Source organism: Microbacterium hatanonis, from assembly GCF_008017415.1.
GTDB classification, from domain to species: domain Bacteria; phylum Actinomycetota; class Actinomycetes; order Actinomycetales; family Microbacteriaceae; genus Microbacterium; species Microbacterium hatanonis.
This window is the reverse complement of record NZ_VRSV01000001.1, coordinates 310,717-331,130: the sequence shown is the minus strand read 5'-3', so window position 1 is coordinate 331,130 and position 20,414 is coordinate 310,717. Positions and strand designations below refer to the sequence as shown.

Sequence of the window (20,414 nt, the reverse complement as noted above, 5' to 3'; positions counted from 1 at the left end):
GGTCAGACGAACCTCGTGGGCGATTCGAACGGCTCTTCACGCACGAAGGTCGCACCCAGCACCTGGCGCACGACGGCCTCTCCGACTCGCTGAACGCCCCCGCGCGTGGTGACGACCGGGGCGATGCGCGGTGCGACGACCGGCGGCACCGGAGCGTCGACGGTGTCGTCGGGGGGCGGGAGCTCGTCTTCGGGGTCGTCGTCGACGACGACGGATGCTTCGACCTCGCGATCCGGGAGGACCGAGCCGTCGCGCACGGGATCGAGCGTGGCCACCCGCACCGACGATGCCTCTTCGGGCTCGTCGTCGACCGGGAACTGACCGACCGCCCGCGCGGCGGACGCGGCGGACGGGCGCGGGCCGGATAACGCGGACGGCGACGCCGTTCCGGGATCGACCTCGGGGGTCGTGGGGATAGGCGCGACCGCCCAGTCCGTCACGGGCGCGGCCGCCGACGGCGCGGAGACCGGGCTCGATCGTTGGGCGGGGGGCGCGACCGGCGATTCGCGTACCTGATGGTCGGGCGCGGGCGGCGTCGAGGCCGGAGCACCGGCATCGCCGGAACCGCCGGCATCGCCGTCGTGCTTCGCGATGTACTTCACGCGGATGCCGAGGACCCCCATGATCGCCTGGCGGAGGTCTTCGCTCGGACCGGCACCGGCGGTGCGCTTCTTGAACGCGGCGATGTCGTTCGCGCTGGCGAACGCGAGGGTGAGCACGTCGTCGTCGAGGGCGGCGACCCGTGCGCCGGACGCGATCAACCACGACGTGCGACTGATCGACTCGAGTCGGGCGAGCACCTCGGGCCAGGCGTCGCGCAGGCGCTGCACCGTGAGCGGGCCCGCCGCGGCGGGAGGGGCGAACTCGCCCTCGGGCTCGGGCGGCGTTTCGTCGGAATCGGCCGGGGGCTCCCGATCGGCGGGCGGCTCGGGTTCGCTGAACGGCTCGGGGGGCGCCACCGGCTCGGGCGCCGCAACTGCAGGAGCGGCCTCCGCGCGCGCGGGCGCCGGTGCGGGCGCTCGCGGGGTCTGCGGTGCAGCGACGGGTGCGGCGGCCGCGGCCGTCGCCGGGGCCACGCCGGGCGCGGGGGCCGACGCGGGCGCGGCACCCGCGTCGGCGAGCACGCGGGCCACGAGGAGTTCGAGGTGCAGACGCGGCGACGTCGCGCCGGTCATCTCATCGAGCGCGGTGACGACGAGATCGGCCGTGCGCGAGAGCCGCTGCGTGCCGAACAGACCCGACTGACGGGTCATGCGCTCGAGTTCTTCGGCGGATATGCCGCGCAGCACCGACCCGGCGCTCTGCCCGGTCGCCGCGACGACGATGAGGTCGCGGAGGCGCTCGAGCAGATCGTCGACGAAGCGCCGCGGATCTTGCCCTGTCTGGATGACGCGATCGACGGCGGCGAACGCGGCGGCCGCATCGCGCGCGCCGAAGGCGTCGACGACCTCGTCGAGGAGTTCGGCGTGGGTGTATCCGAGCAGTGCCACGGCACGCTCGTAGGCGACCTCGACGGCGCCGTCGGGGCCGACGTCGGAACCGGCGATGAGCTGGTCGAGCAGCGAGAGGGTGTCGCGCGGCGAGCCCCCGCCGGCGCGCACCACGAGAGGGAGGACACCGGCCTGGACGGAGACGCCCTCGGTCTCGGAGAGCTCTTGCACGTACTCGAGCATCGCCGCCGGTGGCACGAGCCGGAACGGGTAGTGGTGCGTACGGGAGCGGATCGTGCCGAGCACCTTCTCGGGCTCGGTGGTCGCGAAGATGAATTTCACGTGGTCGGGCGGCTCTTCGACCAGCTTCAGCAGGGCGTTGAAACCCTGCTGGGTGACCATGTGGGCCTCGTCGAGGATGAAGATCTTGAACCGGTCACGCGCAGGAGCGAAGATGGCCCGCTCGCGCAGGTCGCGCGCGTCGTCGACGCCGTTGTGGCTGGCCGCGTCGATCTCGACCACGTCGAGCGAACCGCCACCGCCACGCCCGAGCTCGACGCAGCTGTCGCAGGTGCCGCACGGAGTGTCGGTGGGTCCTGCGGCGCAGTTGAGGCACCGGGCGAGGATGCGGGCGGACGTCGTCTTGCCGCACCCCCGCGGGCCCGAGAACAGATAGGCATGGCCGACCCTGTCACCGCGGAGCGCCGTCATGAGCGGATCGGTGACCTGGGACTGCCCGATCATCTCGCCGAACGCCTCCGGGCGGTAGCGGCGGTAGAGGGCTGTGGTCACGTACCCAGCCTACGACCTGCCGCCGACATACCGCCCGGAGGGTGCGTCGCCTCAGCCTCGACGAGAGGTGAAGCGACGTGACGTGAAGAGGATCGAGCCGCCCAGCAGGAAGGCAGCCGCGGCGCCCAGGAGCATCCACGCCCTGCTGCCGTCGCTACCGGTGGCCGGGAGCATGCCGCCGCCGTTGACCACCGGTCCGGTGGGGGCACCTGTCGTCGGGCCGGACGTGGGCAGCAGCGGTATCCCAGCCGTGGCCGTGGCGGTCGGTGTGGCCGTCGGCGTCACGGTCGGCGTGGCCGTCGGCGTCACGGTCGGCGTGGCCGTCGGGGTCACGGTCGGCGTGACCGTCGGAGTCGCCGTCGGCGTGACCGTCGGAGTCGCCGTCGGCGTGATCGTCGGAGTCGCCGTCGGCGTGATCGTCGGAGTCGCCGTCGGCGTGATCGTGGGAGTCGCCGTCGGCGTGATCGTCGGGGTCACGGTCGGCGTGACCGTCGGAGTGATCGTCGGAGTCGCCGTCGGCGTGATCGTCGGAGTCGCCGTCGGCGTGACCGTCGGCGTGACCGTCGGAGTGATCGTCGGAGTCGCCGTCGGCGTGATCGTCGGGGTCACGGTCGGCGTGGCCGTCGGAGTCGCCGTCGGAGTCACGGTCGGCGTGGCCGTCGGAGTATCCGTCGGGGTCGCCGACGGAGACGGGCTCGGGCCGGCGTCGCACCCGGGATCGACGAAGGTGTTGTCGTCGAGGGACACCGTGCCGTTGCGGGCGAGAGCCCTGCCGTCGACGGTCGTGCCGTTCTCAAGGGTGATGGAGGTCAGCGCGAGGATGGTTCCGACGAACGTCGAGTCGGTGCCGAGGGTGGCCGACGAGCCCACCTGCCAGAACACGTTGCACGCCTGGGCGCCGTTGATGAGCTCCACCACGCTGCCGGTCGCGGTGGTGAGAGCGGACCCGACCTGGAACACCCAGACCGATCCGGAGTCGCCCTGGCCGTCGAGGCGCAGGGTGCCGGTGAGTCCGACCGTCGAGGCGGAGAAATAGACTCCGTCGACCAGGGTCTGCCCACCGAGGTCAGCGGTGATGGTGGCGTCGGGGGCCTGGGATGCTGCGGCGTTGTAGGCGGTGACGAGGTCGATCTGGGCCTGCTCGGCGTTCTCGTCGGTCTGATGGATGACACCCCCGCCGATGACCTGCCCGGGCGGGAAGCCGGTGATCGACGTGCCGGGGTAGACGCCGAGGTCTCCGTCGAGCGTGCTGTTTCCGGTGTTGGTCACCGATTGTCCGCCGAGGACGACGTAGGGCTCGGCGGTGCCGAGTCCGACGCTCGTTGCGGCCACAGCGCTCGAGCCGCCGACCGTGAGACCCACGAGCACCAGACCGCTCACGATGAGCGCGACGGCCGCCGATTGCGCGACGCGCACGGAACCCACGGATTGACGACGTACGGATGTATGGGTCCCCATGGGAACCGCCTTATCAGCCCCCGTGAAATGCGAGGGAACAATGGCCCGAGCTGGGCCACCTATCACGTTAGCGGGGGGCTCGTCAAATACTCAGCAAATCCATAGATCGCAGGCGATCTCACAGCCTGGCGTAAAACCGCGGAAACGTTTCGGGCGCGATCAGGCGTCCACGCCGAGCGACGACTCCCCCACGATCTCGGTCTCGTCGGTGATGATCGGGATCGACGCGGTGACGGTGGGCACGGACGCCGACAGGAGCGACCCGTCCTCGCGCCGAGCGTCGGCGAACTGCCGGATCGAGGGCTTTCCGGGGATGATCGGCCCCTGACCGTCGAGCGGTGCCACGACGGTGGAGCCGCCGTGCACCGAGTAACCGACGCCGCGCACCGAGAAGTCCACCGGGTCGCCATCTCCCGCTTCGACCGTCATGGCGTCGGCCGTCAACGTGATGTTCAGCCGCGTGCCGTGCCAGTGCAGCACGTACGACAGCGACGGCCAGTCGGCCGGGAGGCGCGGGTCGAAGGTGAGGTCGCCGAAGTGGTCGCGCATGCCCCCGAATCCCGACACCAGTGCGGTCCACACCCCGCCCGCCGAGGCCACGTGCACACCGTCGGCCGCGTTGTTATGGAGGTCTGCGAGGTCGACGAAGATCGACTCCCGGAAGTACTCCAGCGCGAGGTCCTGGTAGCCGACCTCGGCCGCGAGGATCGCCTGCACGACCGCCGACAGGGTCGAGTCGCCGGTCGTCAGCGGGTCGTAGTACTCGAAGTCGGCGAGCTTCTCCCCCGCCGTGAAGTGGTTGCCCTGCAGGAACAGCGCCAGCACCACATCGGCCTGCTTGAGCACCTGGTAGCGGTAGATCACCAGGGGGTGGAAGTGGAGGAGCAGCGGCCGCTGGTCGGCGGGAGTGTGCTCCAGATCCCAGATCTCGCGCTCGAGGAACACGGAGTCCTGGGGGTGGATGCCGAGGGCGTCGCTGTGCGGGATGTGCATCGCGTCCGCGGCGCGGTCCCACAGCTCGGGCTCGGACGGATCGAGGTTCAGACGATCGACCATCCGCGTGTACGCGTCGAAGTCGGCCTCCTCCATCTCGCGCACGGTGCGCGCGGCGAAGCGGAGGTTGAAGCGCGCCATGACGTTCGTGAACAGGTTGTCGTTGACGACCGTCGTGTACTCGTCGGGACCGGTGACCCCGTGGATGTGGAACGAGTCGCCGTCGCCGTCGTGGACGCCGTCGCTCGAGCGCCAGAAGCCCAGGGTCGCCCACAGCCGAGCGGTGTCGACCGCGATGTCCACGCCCTCGGAATCGAGGAAGTCGACGTCGCCCGTCGCGCGCACGTACTTCGCCAGCGCGAAGGCAACGTCGGCGTTGATGTGATACTGCGCGGTGCCGGCGGCGTAGTAGGCAGAGGCCTCTTCGCCGTTGATCGTGCGCCACGGGAAGAGCGCGCCCGCCTCGTTCAGCTGGTGGGCGCGCTTACGGGCCGCCGGCAGCATCAGGTAGCGCATGCGCAGGGCGTTTCGCGCCCAGAGCGGGGTCGTGTACGCCAGGAAGGGGAGCACGTAGATCTCGGTGTCCCAGAAGTAGTGTCCGCTGTATCCCGACCCGGTGACGCCCTTCGCCGGCACACCCTGCCCATCGGCACGGGCGGCGGCCTGCGCGAGCTGGAACAGGCACCAGCGCGTGGCCTGCTGCAGATCGGGGTGGCCGCCGATCTTGACGTCGGAGCGCTCCCAGAACGCGTCGAGCCACGAGCGCTGCCGCGCGAAGACCGCACCCACGCCCTGGGTCTGCGCGCGATCGAGGGTGCGGCGGCAGCGATCGATGATCTCGCCGGCGGGCACGCCGCGCGACGTGTGATAGCTCACGAGTTTCGTGACCGTCGTCGGCACGCCGGCCTTGGCCTGCACGCGGAAGACGTTCTTGGCGATGTCGGGTTCGATGAGCCGACGCGCGGTGTACTCGTTCTCGGTGTCGATGACGTGGTCGGCGACGACGGCCAGCGTCATGCCCGACTCCGCGACGCGATAGCTCAGCGCCGTGCGGTCGCCGTCCTGCCAGTACTCGAGGGGCTGCAGCACGCGGTCTTCGAGCTTGTCCTGCTTGCGGGGGTCGAAGCCGGCCTTGGCCTTGCCGGGCGGGCGACCTCCGTAGATGCCCTCGCCGTCCTGACGGTTGATGAGCTGGCAGCTGATCGTGACGGGGGCGTCGGAGTTGAGCACCGTCACCGTCATGCGCAGGACAGCGAGGTGCTTCTCGTCGAACGACACCATGCGCTCGTCCTCGAGCTCGACGAGCTTGCCCGACGGCGTGCACCACTGCAGTCGGCGACGGAGCACTCCCTCGCGCATGTCGAGCACCCGCTCGTACTCGCGGACGTCGGCGACGTCGAACGACAACGGTTCGTCGTCGACGTAGACGCGCATGACCTTCGCGTCGGGCGCGTTGACGATCGTCTGGCCGACCTCGGCGAATCCGTAGGCCTGCTCGGCGTGACGGATGGGGAAGGTCTCGTGCAACCCGTTGATGAAGGTTCCCGACTCGTGCGCGAACCGCCCCTCGGGGTGGTTGCCGCGCAGCCCGAGATAGCCGTTGCCGACCGAGAACAGTGTCTCGGTGACCCCGGCGTCGTCGAGCGACCCCTCGGTCTCGACGAGACGCCACTCGTCGACGGGGAAGCGACCGCGATCGATCATGGAATGCCTTCCGGTGAGGGAGATTCGGGTTTCCTCGGTGGGTCAGTCTACGAACGCGCTGAGGTCGTCGACGACGACCGTCGCCCCGGCGTCGCGAAGCGCCTCGGCGCCGGTACCGCGGTCGACGCCCACCACGAGGGCGAAGCCGCCGGACGCTGCGGACTGCACGCCGCTGATCGCGTCCTCGACGGCGGCGGAACGGGCGGGGTCGACCCCCAGCATCCGTGCCGCCTCGAGGAAGACGTCGGGCGCGGGCTTGGAGGCGAGGTCGTCGCGCTCGGCGATCAGACCGTCCATCACCACGGGGAAGAGATCGCGGATGCCCGCGGCCGTCAGCACGTCCTCGGCGTTCTTCGAGCTCGACACCACCGCGACGGGAACCCCGGCGGCGCGCAGTCTCTCGACGAGGGCGAGGGAGCCCGGATACGGGGCGATGCCGTCGTTCTCGAGCACCTGGCGGAAGACGTCGTTCTTCCGGTTTCCGATGCCGCTCACGGTGTCTGCGGAGGGCGGGTCGCTCGGCTCGCCCCACGGCACCTCGACGTCGCGGCTGCGCAGCAGGCTCGCGACGCCGTCGTAGCGGCGCTTGCCGTCGAGATGCTCGAAGTAGTCGGCGTCGGTGTAGGGCCGCGAGATGTTCCAGTCGGCGAACAGCTTCTCGAACATCACGCGCCACGCGTGCATGTGCACCTCGGCGGTCGGCGTGAGCACGCCGTCGAGATCGAACAGCACGGCCTCGTAGGCGGTGAGGTCGGGCAGCGCAGAAAGCTCGTCGGGCACGGGACCTCCTGGGGGAACGGATGCGGCGGCTCTCCGTCGTGCCGTGCGTACAGCGTAGCGGCCCGAGGCGACCGGTCAGGTGCGGGCCACGGCCAGGGTCTGACGGGCGATCTCGAGCTCCTCGTTCGTGGGTACGACCAGCACCGTCACGGGCGACGCATCGGTGGAGATGACGCGGATGCCCCGGCCGCGGGCCGCGTTGCGTTCGTGATCGATCTCGATCCCGGCGAACCCCAGGGTCGCGAGCGCCCCGGCGCGCACGTCGGGCGCGTTCTCACCGACGCCGGCGGTGAAGGAGATGACGTCGACGCCGCCGAGCTGGGCGAGGTAGGCGCCGGCGTACGCACGCAGGCGGTGGATGTAGACGTTCCAGGCCAGGGTGGCGGCGTCCTCGCCGCGCGCGACCCCCGCCTGGATGTCGCGCATGTCGCTGACACCGGCGAGACCCAGCATGCCCGACCTCTTGTTCAGGAGGTCGTCGAGGTCGCCCGTGGACATGTCCGCCCGGCGGGCGAGGTGGAAGAGCACGGCCGGATCGAGGTCGCCCGAACGCGTTCCCATCACGAGGCCCTCGAGGGGTGTGAGGCCCATCGAGGTGTCGACCGAGCGGCCCCCGTCGATCGCGGCCGCCGATGCCCCGTTGCCGAGGTGGAACACGATCTGCTTCAGCTCGTCGAGAGGGCGGTCGAGGAAGGCGGCGGCGGCCTCGCTGACGAACTTGTGCGAGGTGCCGTGGAACCCGTAGCGCCGGATGCGGTGGGCCTCGGCCAACGCGGCGTCGATGGCGTAGGTGTAGGCGGCCGGGGCGAGGGTCTGGTGGAAGGCGGTGTCGAAGACCGCGACGTGCGGGACGTCGGGGAAGGCCTTCCGGGCGGCGCGGATGCCCGCGAGGTTGGCGGGGTTGTGCAGCGGTGCGAGCACCGAGAGCTCATCGATGTTGATCTCGACGAGGGGGGTGATGAGGGTGGGTTCGAAGAAGCGGGCTCCGCCGTGCACGACCCGGTGCCCCACCGCCACCGGCGGGTACTCGTCGAGGGTGGGGCCGTACTCGGCGAAGGCGTCGAGCATGACCCCGAACGCAGCCGAATGGTCGGGGATCGCGCGCTCGATGGTCGATGTGGCGTCGAGCACCGTCGGGGCCGCCGCCGGTCCGTCGGCGAGCGCCGAGCCGGCGCGCCGGAACGCGGCGGAGGTGACCGTGTGCGTGGCGATGCCCCGATCGTCGCTCGAGCCCGTCGACGAGCCGATGCGTTCGATCAGACCGGAGGCGAGCACTTCCTCGGTGTCGGCATCGAGGAGCTGGTACTTCAGCGAGGAGGAACCGCTGTTGACGACGAGGACCGCGCTCACGCAGCATCCCCCTTCTCGCTCTGGGCCTGGATCGCGGTGATCGCGATCGTGTTGACGATGTCGTCGACGAGGGCGCCGCGCGAGAGGTCGTTGATCGGCTTGTTCAGACCCTGCAGGATCGGGCCGATCGCCACGGCGCCGGCCGAGCGCTGCACGGCCTTGTACGTGTTGTTGCCGGTGTTGAGGTCGGGGAAGACGAACACCGTCGCGCGTCCCGCGACGTCGGAGTCGGGCATCTTGGCCTTGGCCACCGCGGCGTCGGCGGCCGCGTCGTATTGGATGGGGCCCTCCACGAGCAGCTCGGGGGCGCGCTCGCGGACGAGCGACGTCGCCGCGCGCACCTTCTCGACGTCGGCGCCGGTGCCGGACTCGCCCGTCGAGTACGACAGCATGGCCACCCGAGGCTCGATGCCGAACTGCTCGGCGGTCTCGGCCGACGAGATCGCGATGTCGGCGAGCTGCTCGCTCGTCGGATCGGGGATCACCGCGCAGTCGCCGTAGACGAGCACGCGGTCGGCGAGCGCCATGAGGAAAACGCTCGAGACGACCGAGACGCCGGGTCGGGTCTTGATGATCTCGAACGCGGGCCGGATGGTGTGCGCCGTGGTGTGCGCCGCACCCGAGACCATCCCGTCGGCCATGCCCAGATGCACCATCAGCGTGCCGAAGTACGACGCATCGGTCACCGTGTCGGCCGCCTGCGAGTACGTCACGCCCTTATGGGCGCGCAGGCGCTCGTACTCGGTGGCGAACTTCGCGACGTGCACCGCATCGAAGGGGCTGAGCACCTCCGCGTCGCGGATGTCGATCCCGAGCTCGATCGCGCGGTTGCGCACCTCGATCTCCTCGCCCAGGATCGTGAGATCGGCGATACCCCGTGCGAGCACGGTCGCTGCCGCGCGGAGCACACGATCATCGTCGCCCTCGGGCAGCACGATGCGCCGCTTGTCGGAGCGCGCGCGCTCGACCAGCGCGTATTCGAACATCAGCGGGGTGACGACCGAGGGACGCGCGACCCCGAGCGTGCGGGTCAGCTCGGAGATGTCGACGTGCTTCTCGAAGATCGCGAGCGCCGTGTCGTAGCGCCGCTGCGAGTCGGCCGCCAACCGGCCGCGCGTGTTCATGATGCGCACGGCGGTCTCGTACGTGCCGAGGTCGGTGGCGATGATCGGGAGCGATGAGCCGAGCCCGTCGATAAGGGTGTCGATCGTCTCGGGCAGTGGGAATCCGCCGTTCAGCACGATCCCGGCGAGCGAGGGGAACGTGCCCGATGCGTTCGCGAGCAGAGTGGCGAGCACCACCTCGGTGCGGTCGGCGGGGATGACGACGATCGCCGACTCGGTCAGGCGCGGGAGCACGTTCACCATCGACATGCCGGCGACGACGACGCCGAGCACCTCGCGGGTGAGCAGTTCGGGGTCGCCCTTGAGCAGCTCGCCGTCGACGGAGCGCAACACGCCGCGCACCGAGGGGGCGATGAGGAAGCGGTCCTCGGGGAGGGCCCACACGGGGATCCCCGTTCCGGGAGCGGCGGTGCGCAGCGGCTGAGCGTCGGCGACGGCCTTCACGGCGGCGACGGTCTCGTCCAGCGCGTCGGGGTCGACGCGGTTGGCGATCACCGCGAAGATCTCGGCCCGCTCGTGCACGACCTCGACGAGGGCGAGCGACGCGATCTGCCCCATCTCGTCGGGCGTGCGGGGAAGGCTCGCACCCAGGTGCTCGCTGAGCCCCTGGTGTGCGCGGCCGCCGACGACCAGGAGCACGGGCGCCCCGAGGTTGGCCGCGATCCGCGCGTTGTAGGCGAGCTCGGCCGGGCTGCCGACGTCGGTGAAGTCCGAGCCGATGATGACGACCGCATCGCACTGGGCCTCGACGGCCTTGTACCGCTCGACGATGCGGGCGAGAGCGGCATCGGCATCGGCGCGCACGTCGTCGTAGGTGACGCCGACGCACTCGTCGTAGTCGAGGTCGACGCCGTCGTGGGCGAGCAGCATCTCGAGCACGTAGTCGCGCTCCACCGTGGATCTCGCGATCGGCCGGAACACCCCCACCCGGGGGGTCGCGCGGCTGAGCGCGTCGAGCACGCCCAGCGCGACGCTGGACTTGCCGGAGTGTCCTTCGGCCGAGGTGATGTAGATGCTCTGCGCCACGACTCCAGCGTAGGCGGCGACCGGCCGCGCGAACCTGGGGATCTCTCGACCTCGTGAGAACACTCGGTAGCGTGGAGTCGCTCATCCTCGAAGGCGGTCACCATGTCTCTGCAGAACCACATCGGCGACTCCGAGTTCCCCGTGCGGGCCCGATCGCGCTACGCCAAGATCGTCGAGGCGGATCGCCGCCGAACGCCCCGACGCCAGGCGACCAGAGCCCTGGTGACGACGGCCATCGGCCTCACGGTCGGCTCGATCGCCTTCGCCGTGGCCCTCGAGACGGGGATCGTCGATCCGTTCTTCGGCGGAGTCGCCGGTTTCGTCGTCGCGCTGATCGTGGCCTCCGCCGTGCTCTCGCGATGGGATGCGGGGGCCATGCGTCGCGCGCAGACCGCCTACCTGGCGGCGACAGGTGCGACCCCGATCACGCAGGAGCAGCAGCAGATCCTCGCGCTGGATGCGGCGAGCGACTACTCGTTCGGCGGCTGGAACTCCTCGCTCGCCTTCTCCTTCGCCTGGGTCGAACTGCCGGCGGCGATCCGCGCCAAGTGGGCCGACGGCCAGAAGGGCACGCCGTGGCCCGCGCTGCCGCACACGACGCTGGCCAGACTGCGCACGTCGCTCGACGACAACTACAAGATCGCCTCGACCACCGACGTGGAGGTGTTCGTCGCCGACTTCCTCGCCGAAGGACGCCTCTCCGCAGGATTCGCCGAGGTCGCCGCCTCCCCCGACGCCGAGATCATGACCTCGCGCGTGGCGACGATCGCGGGGGTGACGGTGTTCGACGTGCTGGAGCTCTCGCAGCCCGCCGACGGACGCGAACCGGAGCTGATGCTCGCCGGCGACGTGGAGCGCACCATCGGCGGCATCCGCTACGCCTACATGGCGGGTTACCTGACGGCCGACCGCGCGTGGGAGCTGCTCGCTCAGGTCGCCGCCAAGGCCTTCGACCGCTACGACGACTACGACGACTACGCGAACGCGCTCGTGCTCGCCACGGCGTTCCGCTCGAACTCCCTGGAGGCGGTCGAGAACCTGCGGGCGAACCTCGCGGGACTCCGGGAGAACGGGTGGCCGGCGGCATCCGTGCCGTACCCGCAGAGATCGCGCACGTCCGACGAGGCGGGAACCGCCGGATGAGCGCGCACCTCCCCGGCGCCGACGTCCCCGACGGGCGCGGACGCACGGGCCTGCACCGCACGGGCCTCGACCTCGACCGCAACCCCCGGGTGCGGGTGCGCGACGTCGAGCTGCTGGCGTCGAGCTGGCACGTGCTGCGCAAGACGACCCTCGATTACCAGGACTCCGACGGCGAATGGGCGACGCAGCAGCGCGAGACCTACGACCGCGGCAACGGCGCGACCGTGCTGCTCTACGACGCCGGCCGGCGCACGGTTCTGCTGACCCGGCAGTTCCGCTATCCCGTCTACGTCAACGACCACCCCGACGGGATGCTGGTGGAGACGGCCGCCGGACTCCTCGACGACGACGATCCCGAGACGGCGATCCGACGCGAGGCGGAGGAGGAGACGGGGGTAGCGATCGGCGGGATCGCGCACGTCTTCGACGTCTACATGAGCCCGGGCTCGGTCACCGAGCGGTTGCACTTCTACGCGGCCGCGTACGACGGCGGGTCGCGCGACGGCGACCGCGGGGGCCTGGCCGAAGAGGGCGAGGACATCGAGCTGATCGAGCTCGACATCGACGAGGCTCTCGCCCGCATCCGCGATGGCCGCATCCAGGATGCGAAGACGATCATGCTGCTGCAGTGGGCGGTGCTCGACGGCCCGTTCCGACCGCACGCACCGACGGGCTCGACGACCGGCTGACGGGCAAAGAAAAGACTCTCCGCGCACCCGGTAGAGCCTGGTTACCCTTGCTACGTTTCCGTCCTGGGGGAGTTGGCCTGGATGCCGCCACGCGGAGAGCCGACGACGAGTCTAGCCGACATCGCACACAGGCACCTCCCGGCCCAGGCCCGCGGCCAGAGGTTACGCTTGCGTAACGGTGGGAACGGCCCCGCCGTCCGCACCCGGGGGAAGACGCATGGACCAGACCGTCTCAGCCACTCGACGCCGAATCACCCGCGACGAGTCGGACGGCCAGCCGATCACGGCCGATTCGTTCGAAGCCCTCACCCGCGGGATCACGCGGTCCGTCGAGCGGGTCATCGACGGCAAGCCCGAAGCCGTCCGCACCGCGCTGATCACCCTGCTCGCCGAGGGGCACCTCCTCATCGAGGACGTGCCGGGCGTCGGCAAGACCGTGCTCGCCCGTGCCCTGGCGGCCTCCGTCGACGCGAGTGTGCACCGCATCCAATTCACCCCCGATCTCCTGCCCGGCGACATCACCGGGGTCTCGGTGTTCAACCCCGTCGCCCGCGAGTTCGAGTTCAAGCGCGGGGCGGTGTTCGCGAACATCGTCATCGCCGACGAGATCAACCGCTCCTCCCCCAAGACGCAGTCGGCCCTCCTCGAGGCGATGGAGGAGCACCAGGTCACCGTCGACGGCAGCACCCACGCGCTGCCCGATCCGTTCCTCGTCGTCGCGACGCAGAATCCGCTCGAGATGGAGGGCACGTACGCGCTCCCCGAGGCTCAGCGGGATCGTTTCATGATGCGCATCTCGATGGGGTATCCGGATGCTGCGGCCGAAGCGCTCATGCTCCGCCAGCGAGACACGATCAACCCCCTCGAGAGCGTCGAGCCGGTGGTCACCGCGTCGCGCGTGCGCGACCTCATCGCCTGGGCGCGCGCCGTGCACGTCGCCCCCTCGCTCGAGGAGTACACGGTGGCCCTCGCACACGCCACCCGCACCCACCCGGATCTGCGCCTGGGCGCGAGCCCGCGGGCCACGCTGCAGCTGATCCGCGCCGCGAAGGTGCGGGCCGCTCTCGACGGGCGCGGATTCGTGATCCCCGACGACCTCACCGCGCTCCTCGCCCCCGTGTTCGCCCACCGCCTCATCCCCACCCGCGCGGCCGCCGGCGGACGTTCCGGCGCGGAGGCCGTCGCCGCCGTCCTCGCCCAGGTCGCCGCGAGCGTCCGGGTGCCACTCGCCGTCCGGACATGATGGGGTTCGTGCGCCGCGTCTGGCCGCTCACACTGCGAGGGACCGGCGCGCTCGCGCTCTGCGTCGCAGGCTTCGTCGTCGCGCACGAAGCCGGTCTCATCGAACTCGTCTACTTCGCCGCGCTACTGGCGGCGGTGCTGGTTCTCAGCGTGATCTCGCTGTGGTTCACGCGCCGCATCGATGCGGTCTCCCGCTCGCTCTCCCCCGAGGTCGCCACCGTCGGGCGCGAGAGCGTGGTGACCGTGCGGGTCGGCGTGCGCAACGCCCTGCCGACCTCGCCCGGGACCTGGGACGACACCGTGCCGGCGGGACTCGTCGCCCGCGCCCGCGGCGTCTTCCCCGCGGTCGGGTCGGCGATGCGCGGCGGGGAGCGCGCCGTCGAGCTGCGCTACACCGTCGAGGGGCGCATCCGCGGCATCCATCATCTCGGCCCGTTCGGGCTCACCGTCACCGACCCGTTCGGTCTCGCGCGCCGCCGCATGAGGCTGGGGGGGAAGACGCAGGTCACCGTCGCCCCGCGCGTCATCGAGCTGCCGGTGTTCCGGGGGTCGTCGGGCGAGACGGGCGGCACTCGCGAGACCGCCAGCACCCAGCTGGGGCAGGGCGCCGACAACCTCGTCGCCCGTCCGTACGCACCCGGTGATTCGATGCGGCGCATCCACTGGCGTGCCACGGCGCATCGCGACACCCTCATGGTGCGCCAGGAAGAAGAGGAGACGAGCCCCGAGGCCACTGTCATCCTCGACCGCGGCGCCGCCCAGTGGAGTCCCGAGGCCCTTCGGGCGCCGGGCGCCGACGACTCCTTCGAGACCGCGGTGGCCGCCGCCGTCGCCATCGTCGCCCGGCTCGTGCGCGACGGGTACACGGTCGAGGTGCTCGACACCGACGGCGCCGCCCTCGCCGAGCCCGTGCCCGGCGGAGATCTGCACGAGATCGACGCTCTCGCCACGCAGTTCGCGACCCTCACCGCTCGGCGCGGCGACGGCATCGCCCGCACCGCGGGGATGTTCGCCGGCCATCAGACGGGCCCGGTGATCGTCGTCACGGGTCGCCTGCGGGTCGAGGACGCCCTCGCCCTGGCTCCTCTCGCGCACCACTCGTCGATGCCCGTCGTGATCGCCGCCGCCCCGTCGTCCGATGCGCTGGCCCGACTGCGCGACCGCGGCTGGCACACGGGCGCAGCGTTCTCCGAGGCCGAGCTCGGCGACGCCTGGGAGACGGCGATGGAGCGGGGGGCGACGCATGTCGGGGGCTGAGCGGCGCACGCCCGCCGCACCGAGGCCGGCGACGGTCGACCTCGCCCTGGCCCTCGGGCTGTGGCTCGCGCTCGCGGCGGCCATGATGCCGCTCCTGCGGGTCGTCGATCCTGGGGCGTGGGTGGCGGGGGGCGTCGGCCTCATCGGCGCCGTCCTGGGCGTCGGTTTCGCGCTGCGACGTCTGCGCCTCCCGGCGGTGGTGGTCAGCGTCGTCGAACTCCTGGTCTGGATGGCCGTCGTCACGGCGGTCTTCGGCCGCGGCACGGGCTTGCTCGGCATCGTTCCGACGCCCGACACGTTCTCGCTCGTGAACGTGCTGGTGCGCACGGCCGTCGACGACGTGACCCTCGGGGCCGCTCCCCTCGAGGCCGGAGCGGCACTGTCGTTCCTCATCGTCGCCTCTATCGGGCTGCTCGCGGTCGCCCTCGATCACGTCGTGGTGACCGCCCGGATGCCGCTCCTGGCCGCCGTGGGCGTGATCGCCGTGTCGATCATCCCGTCGATCGCCGTACCCGGCGACGTCGACATCATCGCGTTCGTGTTCCTCGCCGGCAGCATCCTCTTCCTCCTCGCCGTCGACACGCGCGCGCGGCAGCGTGCCGCCGCTGCGGCCGCCACGCCCGGGGCCGCCGCCCCGACCCGTCGATCGCCGGTGGCGCCGGGCGCCGCGCTCGGCATCGGTGCGGTCGCCGTCATCGTCGCGATGGTCGCTGCCCCCCTCCTCCCCTCGCCGGTCGCCCGCGCGGGCGGATCGGGCGGCAACATCGGCGGCGCCACCATCGACCCCACGCTCGAGCTCGGCGACGACCTGCGGCAGCCGGGCGCCGTCGAGGTGCTGCAGCTGAGCACGACCGAGGCACGAGCGCCCTACCTCCGGGTGGCGACGCTGTCGGAGTTCGACGGCGCGGTGTGGCAGCCCGACGGGGGCGACGCCGTCGGGCTCGATGACGCCGCGTCCGATCTCGCAGCCGTCGCCCTCGACGAAGGGATCGAGATCGTCGATTCCTCGACGACGGTCGACATCGTGAACCTCAACAGCCGGTGGGCGCCGGTCCCGTATCCGGCGACGGACGTGTCGGGGCTCGACGGCGAATGGTCGATCCAGACCGACAACCGCACGGTGGACACGTCGTCCGGGTCGGTGCAGGGGCAGTCCTACGACATCTCGACCTCGCTCCCGCAGCCGACCCTCGAGCAGATCCGCGCGCGGTCGGCCGGCGGCACCGGAGACCTCACGCTCTACGACCTCCCCGATGAGATCCCGTCGGTGATCGCCGAGACCGCACAGGAGGTGACCGCCGACACCCGGAGCGACTACGACGCCCTCGTGGCACTGCAGTCGTGGTTCCGCGGTCCGCTGTTCGGTTACTCGCTCGACGCCCCCGTCTCGGACGGCTTCGACGGCACGGGCGTCGACGCGATCGCCGACTTCCTCGATGCCCGTCGAGGGTACTGCGTGCACTTCGCCTCGGCGTTCGCGGTGATGGCGCGCACCCTCGGGATGCCCTCGCGCATCGTCGTCGGGTACCTCCCGGGAACCAGCGCGGGAACCCAGGACGACGGCGAGACGATCTACTCGGTCGAGAGCACGCAGCTGCACGCCTGGCCGGAGGTGCACTTCGAGGGGATCGGCTGGATTCCCTTCGAGCCGACCAACAGCCTCGGAAGCCCGACGAACTTCGCCTCCGGCACGACCGGCGCACCCGGTTCGACCCCGACGACGGCGCCGAGCGCACAGGCGCCGACGGCCACCCCGACTCCGACCTCCTCGGCCGGCCTCGACCCGCTCGACGACCAGGACGGCATGTCGGCGGGTCGGGGCGGCTCCGCCGCATCCATCGCCCTCTGGCCCCTCGCCGCGTCGCTCGCCCTGCTGCTCGTGCTGGCGGCGCCCGGGGCGACGCGCGAGGTGCGGCGCCGGCGGCTGCTGGCCGCCGCGGGCCGCGGCGAGGCGGCGGCGGCGTGGCTGTCGATCCAGGAGCTCGCGATCGACCTGGGGATCCCCGCGCCCGCGTCGGAGTCGCCGCGCGCGTTCGGCGCGCGCCTCGCCGGCGAGGGGGCCGATCCGGCGGCGGTGGCGACGCTGGTCGGGGCCATCGAGCGCGCGAGCTACGCCGGCGATGGGCGGACGGCGGACGGCGGACGATGGGCGGATGCCGTCGAGTCGACCCGCGCGAGCCTGCTCGGCGCCGCCTCTCCCCTCCGCCGGTCGTTCGCGCGCGTGCTGCCACGCTCGCTCGTGATCCGGCCGGGCAGCGCCTTCGCCGGCGGGAGGGCACGGCCCCCGCGCGAGACGACGGCGTGAGCATCCACCGGGCTCGGCACGGGTCGGTCCCGCACCCGGGGTAGGATGTTCGTCGGCCCTTCGCGGCCATGGAGGATTCGCCTAGTGGCCTATGGCGCACGCTTGGAAAGCGTGTTGAGTGAAAGCTCTCAGGGGTTCGAATCCCCTATCCTCCGCCGCCGAGAAGAAGACGTCGTCCCGAAGGGGCGGCGTCTTCTTCTCTTTCCGCCGAGACACTGTTTTCGGCCGAGACATCACGCCAGGCGCGGTGTCTCGGCCGATCCGCGTGTGTCGGCGATCGGCGCGGAGGGATTCGAAGCTCCCGGATTCGTTCGACATTCGCCGAAGACGTCACCCGGCACGCGCACGTATCCTGACCGCACGTCCGCCCTGCGGAATACGCCGTTACGGCGACCGGGGCGACCCGGAATCGAGGAGTGACATGACCGAGACGAACGACGCGGCCCCGACGGACCTGAGCGGAACGGTCGACGAGCGCATCGCCCGGCTCACCGCTCTCGAGACGGATGGCGAGCACCTGCCCGCGGAATGGCTGCACCGCCAGCTCCGAGCCGCCCTGGAGGCATGGGCGGAGGATGAGACCGAGGTCGACATCGAGGTGGAGACCCGCTCGGACTACTGAGGTCCCGCGACCTCGAGGCTATGCTCCGGGGCGCCTATCGGAGAGGATGAGCCCATGACGACGCGTGCCTCGCGACCCGACATCCGCTCGCGCTGATGAGCGGACGGAAACGAGTCGGAATCCTGGTGTTCGACAGGGTCAAAGCTCTCGACTTCATCGGCCCGGCCGAGGTCTTCACCGAGGCCAACCAGCGCGTCGACGGCTACGAGACGCTTTTCTTCTCACCGGACGGCAACGACGTGACGACGTCGATGGGCCTGCGGGTCGGTGTCGACGGACCGGCGGCCGGCGATGATCCCCTGGATCTCATCATCATCCCGGGGAGCGAATATGCACCCGCCGTCTACGACGATCCGGCCGTCAGCGACGCGATCCTCGCGCTCGCCGCCCGCGCCACGAAGGTCGCCTCGATCTGCAGCGGCGCATTCGCCCTGGCACGCACGGGCCTGCTGGACGGTAAGACCGCGACCACCCACTGGAAGTTCACCGACGCGCTCGCCGACACCTATCCCGCCGTCAACGTGCGCCCCGACTCGATCTTCGTGCGGGATGGCGACGTCTACTCTTCGGCAGGCGTCGCCGCCGGCATAGACCTCGCCCTCGCCATCGTCGAGGACGACTTCGGTGCCGACGTCGCCCGATCCGTGGCCCAGCTCCTGCTCGTCTACATGCGCCGCTCGGGCGGACAATCGCAGTTCTCCGCCTCCGTCCGCGTGAGTCCCCCGCGCACGAGCGTCGCGCGCGCCGTCGCCGACTACGTCGCGAGCGATCCCGCCCGGCCCACGTCGCTGCGTGATCTCGCCGCACACGCCAACGTCAGCATTCGCCACTTGAACCGAGTCATCCGCGACGAGCTGGGCATGACGCCGATCGAGTACGCCGGGTCGATGCGCCTGGATCTCGCCCTCGGGCTGCTCGAGGAGGGTCGGGCGGTGTCCGAGACGGCGAGCGTCGCCGGCTACCCGAGCACCGTCGCCTTCCGTCGCGCCTTCGCCGCCCGCTACGGCACGACTCCGTCCGACTATCAGAAGCGCTTCCAGACCACCGGTGACGGCATCGCCGAGCCGCCGAAGATCTGACCGGCCGTCAGCGCGCTGGGTGTTCTCGCGGGGGCCACCTTCACCGCCTGCCGGGAAAGTAGTTTCGCTGCATGAGTGGTGACCGTCATGATTCCGAGTCGCTGCGCGCGCACGTCTCGTCCTTCGCCGGCGCGCCGGTTCTGGTGAGGGACCGGCACCTCACCGTCCTCGCATCGAACCCCCTGGCTCGCGCGATCTCGCCGGCATTCGCCGTAGGAGTCAACCTGGCGCGGTATGCGTTCGTCGATGCGGCCGGCCACGCCGGTAACGACGGGTGGGATGCGGCGACGACTCAGATCGCGGCGATGCTGCGCGAATCGCTCGACCGGCACAGGGAGGACGGCCCGTTTCGTCGCATCGTCGGCGAGCTGTCGGCGATGAGCGCCTCGTTCTCAGAGGCGTGGGCCGCGGAAGCCGCTCCCGCGCGCCAGGGCGAAGCCACGTTCCTGGGCACCGCGGTCGGAGAGCTCCGGCTGGTGTACCACGAGGAGTGGGTGGACGACACTCATGCAGAGGCTCTCATGCTGCTGTTCGGTGCGGACTCGGAGGCCGAGGCCAAACTGACGACGCTCGCGTCCATCGTGGGCAACGGCCGCATCACCGAGTGATCGCGGCCCCCGCCGCTGATGCCGGCCAGCGCGGCCTCGCCCGGGGAGCCGGCATCGGCGTAGAACGTCGTCACGAAGTACCCCACCTCGCCCGGCACGTCGAGCGTCAGCCATCGGAGATCCACCCACCCGTGACCTTCGATGTGGCTCATCGTGACCCCCGTGGTCTGCGGGAACGCCTCGTGCAGCGACCACAGCTGGCGGAATCGGCGATGCTCGACGGAGAGCGTCCCGAGGATCTCGTGCAGTCGCGGACTGGACGGGTCCGACTGGAACCGCAACGCCGCCACGAGCCGTCTGGCCGTGTCGTTCCAGCTGTCGTCATCGTGGATGCTGTCCGAGGCGGCGAAGACGTCCAGGAGGAGATTGCGACCGGGCCGCAGGTAGCCGGGAGCCACGGCCGTCGCCGCGCGGTTCACGGCGACGATGTCGTGGTGCGCGTCCGTGATGTACGCGGGAGCTTCGCCCCACGTCCGCAGGATCTCCTCCGCGTTCTCGAGGAGCGCGGGTCGCGGAGCGCGCCGCCGCCCGCCCGATGACTGGACCACGCGGTGCAGGTAGGTGTCCGCGACGCGGTCGAGCCGCAGAGCACGGCTCAGGGCCGTCAGTACCTGCGCGGACGGCTGGCGGTCCCGCCCCTGCTCCAGGCGGAGGTAGTAGTCGACGCTGATACCCGCCAGGTCGGCCACCTCGGACCTCCGGAGTCCCGCGACCCGCCGACCCCGTTCCCGCGCGATGCCGACGTCCTCCGGCTGGAGCTGCCCGCGCCGCGATGCGAGGAACTCAGCGAGCGGCCCGTTGCCGGTCATAGC

At 71.0% G+C, this 20,414-nt stretch carries 15 protein-coding genes, 1 tRNA gene and 1 other RNA gene; 9 read left to right on the top strand and 8 right to left on the bottom strand.

The features are described 5' to 3' along the window. Nucleotides 1–2 precede the first annotated feature (2 nt). The 6 genes from FVP77_RS01605 to pta form a co-directional block, all read right to left on the bottom strand. The gene (locus FVP77_RS01605) at nt 3–2,222 is read right to left on the bottom strand and encodes a DNA polymerase III subunit gamma and tau (protein ID WP_147892952.1); all 2,220 of its coding nucleotides are present in this window, start codon (nt 2,220–2,222) and stop codon (nt 3–5) included. A gap of 51 nt (nt 2,223–2,273) precedes the next feature. Further along, the gene (locus FVP77_RS01600) at nt 2,274–3,680 is read right to left on the bottom strand and encodes an ice-binding family protein (protein ID WP_147892951.1); all 1,407 of its coding nucleotides are present in this window, start codon (nt 3,678–3,680) and stop codon (nt 2,274–2,276) included. 159 nt (nt 3,681–3,839) lie between these two features. After that, a complete protein-coding gene (locus tag FVP77_RS01595; protein WP_147892950.1) occupies nt 3,840–6,377 on the bottom strand; it encodes a glycoside hydrolase family 65 protein in 2,538 nt (845 codons plus the stop codon). A gap of 42 nt (nt 6,378–6,419) precedes the next feature. Further along, nucleotides 6,420–7,157 (bottom strand): HAD family hydrolase, encoded by a 738-nt coding sequence (locus FVP77_RS01590; protein ID WP_147892949.1) that lies wholly within the window; start codon nt 7,155–7,157, stop codon nt 6,420–6,422. Between the two features lie 75 nt (nt 7,158–7,232). Beyond that, complete coding sequence (locus FVP77_RS01585; protein ID WP_147892948.1) at nt 7,233–8,507, bottom strand: acetate/propionate family kinase; 1,275 nt, start codon at nt 8,505–8,507, stop codon at nt 7,233–7,235. After that, a complete protein-coding gene (gene pta / locus FVP77_RS01580; protein WP_147892947.1) occupies nt 8,504–10,657 on the bottom strand; it encodes a phosphate acetyltransferase in 2,154 nt (717 codons plus the stop codon). The genes FVP77_RS01585 and pta overlap by 4 nt, the downstream gene beginning before the upstream one ends. A 102-nt stretch (nt 10,658–10,759) precedes the next feature. On the opposite strand from pta, the gene FVP77_RS01575 reads away from it, so the two are divergent. Next, a complete protein-coding gene (locus FVP77_RS01575) occupies nt 10,760–11,800 on the top strand; it encodes a DUF1266 domain-containing protein (RefSeq protein WP_147892946.1) in 1,041 nt (346 codons plus the stop codon). Then, nucleotides 11,797–12,489 carry an NUDIX domain-containing protein gene (locus FVP77_RS01570; RefSeq protein ID WP_147892945.1) on the top strand — a complete coding sequence of 231 codons (693 nt, stop codon included), beginning with the start codon at nt 11,797–11,799 and terminating at the stop codon, nt 12,487–12,489. The genes FVP77_RS01575 and FVP77_RS01570 overlap by 4 nt, the downstream gene beginning before the upstream one ends. Before the next feature lie 7 nt (nt 12,490–12,496). On the opposite strand, the gene ffs is transcribed toward FVP77_RS01570, so the two are convergent. Then, an RNA gene (gene ffs / locus FVP77_RS01565) (signal recognition particle sRNA small type) lies at nt 12,497–12,593 on the bottom strand. A gap of 113 nt (nt 12,594–12,706) precedes the next feature. On the opposite strand from ffs, the gene FVP77_RS01560 reads away from it, so the two are divergent. From FVP77_RS01560 to FVP77_RS01530, 7 genes are all read left to right on the top strand, one after another. After that, nucleotides 12,707–13,732: an AAA family ATPase gene (locus FVP77_RS01560; RefSeq protein WP_147892944.1), complete on the top strand. Its 1,026-nt coding sequence runs from the start codon at nt 12,707–12,709 to the stop codon at nt 13,730–13,732. Further along, the gene (locus FVP77_RS01555; RefSeq protein ID WP_246133929.1) at nt 13,729–14,988 is read left to right on the top strand and encodes a DUF58 domain-containing protein; all 1,260 of its coding nucleotides are present in this window, start codon (nt 13,729–13,731) and stop codon (nt 14,986–14,988) included. Before FVP77_RS01560 ends, FVP77_RS01555 begins: the two co-directional genes overlap by 4 nt. Beyond that, nucleotides 14,975–17,293 carry a transglutaminase TgpA family protein gene (locus tag FVP77_RS01550; protein WP_147892943.1) on the top strand — a complete coding sequence of 773 codons (2,319 nt, stop codon included), beginning with the start codon at nt 14,975–14,977 and terminating at the stop codon, nt 17,291–17,293. Before FVP77_RS01555 ends, FVP77_RS01550 begins: the two co-directional genes overlap by 14 nt. A gap of 70 nt (nt 17,294–17,363) precedes the next feature. Continuing rightward, nucleotides 17,364–17,448: transfer RNA gene (locus FVP77_RS01545), tRNA-Ser, on the top strand. Nucleotides 17,449–17,714: 266 nt separating this feature from the next. Next, nucleotides 17,715–17,915 (top strand): hypothetical protein, encoded by a 201-nt coding sequence (locus tag FVP77_RS01540; protein ID WP_147892942.1) that lies wholly within the window; start codon nt 17,715–17,717, stop codon nt 17,913–17,915. Between the two features lie 95 nt (nt 17,916–18,010). Beyond that, nucleotides 18,011–18,994 (top strand): GlxA family transcriptional regulator, encoded by a 984-nt coding sequence (locus tag FVP77_RS01535; protein WP_147892941.1) that lies wholly within the window; start codon nt 18,011–18,013, stop codon nt 18,992–18,994. Nucleotides 18,995–19,065: 71 nt separating this feature from the next. Continuing rightward, nucleotides 19,066–19,602, top strand: a complete 537-nt coding sequence (locus FVP77_RS01530) for an MmyB family transcriptional regulator (protein ID WP_147892940.1) — start codon at nt 19,066–19,068, stop codon at nt 19,600–19,602. Here FVP77_RS01530 and FVP77_RS01525 read toward each other — a convergent pair. Then, nucleotides 19,500–20,411 (bottom strand): helix-turn-helix domain-containing protein, encoded by a 912-nt coding sequence (locus FVP77_RS01525; protein WP_147892939.1) that lies wholly within the window; start codon nt 20,409–20,411, stop codon nt 19,500–19,502. The genes FVP77_RS01530 and FVP77_RS01525 overlap by 103 nt on opposite strands. Nucleotides 20,412–20,414 lie beyond the last annotated feature (3 nt).

Excerpts from the sequence above, each read along its gene's own strand:
- FVP77_RS01600 (WP_147892951.1), bottom strand. The coding sequence starts at position 3,680 with ATGGGGACCCATACATCCGTACGTCGTCAATCCGTGGGTTCCGTGCGC.
- FVP77_RS01595 (WP_147892950.1), bottom strand. The coding sequence starts at position 6,377 with ATGATCGATCGCGGTCGCTTCCCCGTCGACGAGTGGCGTCTCGTCGAG.
- FVP77_RS01575 (WP_147892946.1), top strand. The coding sequence starts at position 10,760 with ATGTCTCTGCAGAACCACATCGGCGACTCCGAGTTCCCCGTGCGGGCC.
- FVP77_RS01570 (WP_147892945.1), top strand. The coding sequence starts at position 11,797 with ATGAGCGCGCACCTCCCCGGCGCCGACGTCCCCGACGGGCGCGGACGC.
- FVP77_RS01560 (WP_147892944.1), top strand. The coding sequence starts at position 12,707 with ATGGACCAGACCGTCTCAGCCACTCGACGCCGAATCACCCGCGACGAG.
- FVP77_RS01555 (WP_246133929.1), top strand. The coding sequence starts at position 13,729 with ATGATGGGGTTCGTGCGCCGCGTCTGGCCGCTCACACTGCGAGGGACC.
- FVP77_RS01550 (WP_147892943.1), top strand. The coding sequence starts at position 14,975 with ATGTCGGGGGCTGAGCGGCGCACGCCCGCCGCACCGAGGCCGGCGACG.
- FVP77_RS01540 (WP_147892942.1), top strand. The coding sequence starts at position 17,715 with ATGACCGAGACGAACGACGCGGCCCCGACGGACCTGAGCGGAACGGTC.
- FVP77_RS01535 (WP_147892941.1), top strand. The coding sequence starts at position 18,011 with ATGAGCGGACGGAAACGAGTCGGAATCCTGGTGTTCGACAGGGTCAAA.
- FVP77_RS01530 (WP_147892940.1), top strand. The coding sequence starts at position 19,066 with ATGAGTGGTGACCGTCATGATTCCGAGTCGCTGCGCGCGCACGTCTCG.
- FVP77_RS01525 (WP_147892939.1), bottom strand. The coding sequence starts at position 20,411 with ATGACCGGCAACGGGCCGCTCGCTGAGTTCCTCGCATCGCGGCGCGGG.